At 54.1% G+C, this 924-nt stretch carries 1 protein-coding gene; it reads left to right on the top strand.

The features are described 5' to 3' along the window. Window positions 1-924: IS21 family transposase (gene istA, locus RMSM_RS00810; protein WP_144057265.1), on the top strand; the 924-nt coding region annotated here is incomplete at both ends.

Below are 924 nucleotides of genomic sequence, written 5' to 3'. Positions count from 1 at the left end.
CAAGACCTCGTCGCCGAACACGGATCAAGCGTCAGTTACTGGTCGGTCAACCGTTTCGTCAAAGCACTCGGGGCGAGCACCCAGCTTCCATTTCGGCGGATGGAAGTCCTGCCCGGTGAAGAACTGCAAGTCGACTTCGGCACCGGCGCCAAGATCCGAAACCAAGATGGAACCCATCGACGAACGCATGTCTTCCGCGCCGTCTTGAGTCACTCACGAAAGGGTTACAGCGAAGCCGTCTTTCGGCAAGACACCGAGAGTTTCATTCGAGCTTTGGAGAACTGTTTTTGGGCGCTCGGCGGAGTGCCGCAGCGAGTCGTTTTTGATAACGCCAAGTGTGCCGTCAAAACGCCTGATTGGCACGACCCTGAATTGAATCCCAAGCTGGTCGACTTCTGCAAGCACTATGGATGTGCATTCTTGCCAACACGAGTGCGAACGCCACGCCATAAAGGCAAGGTCGAACGTGGCGTCGACTACGTGCAAGAGAACGCGCTTCGCGGCCGAGAGTTTGAAACACTCGCGGCACAAAATGAACACCTCCATCATTGGGAAAGCACGGTCGCCGATACACGCATTCACGGCACCACGCGAAAGCAGGTCTTGGCGTGCTTTGAATACATCGAAAAACCATCGCTAGCCAAGCTTCCACTGAGCCGGTTCGAGTTCTATCACGAAGCCAAGCGAAAGGTATCTCGCGACGGATACATCTCGGTCAACCGTTCTTTTTACAGTGTTCCACCGGAGTACTTGGGACGCGATGTATGGGTTCGTCATGACAGTCATCTGGTGAGAATCTTTGACGAGAACCATCGTCACATTGCTACGCACACGATCATCGAGCGAGGTCGTTTTCAAACCGACGCCGATCACATCGCTTCGCAAAAGATCAGCCCGATCGAACGCGGAATCGAACATTTACAC

The sequence above is a fragment of the Rhodopirellula maiorica SM1 genome (assembly GCF_000346295.1).
Taxonomy (GTDB): domain Bacteria; phylum Planctomycetota; class Planctomycetia; order Pirellulales; family Pirellulaceae; genus Novipirellula; species Novipirellula maiorica.
The sequence above is the reverse complement of the archived record's forward strand: the minus strand, read 5'-3'. Positions and strand labels throughout refer to the sequence as shown.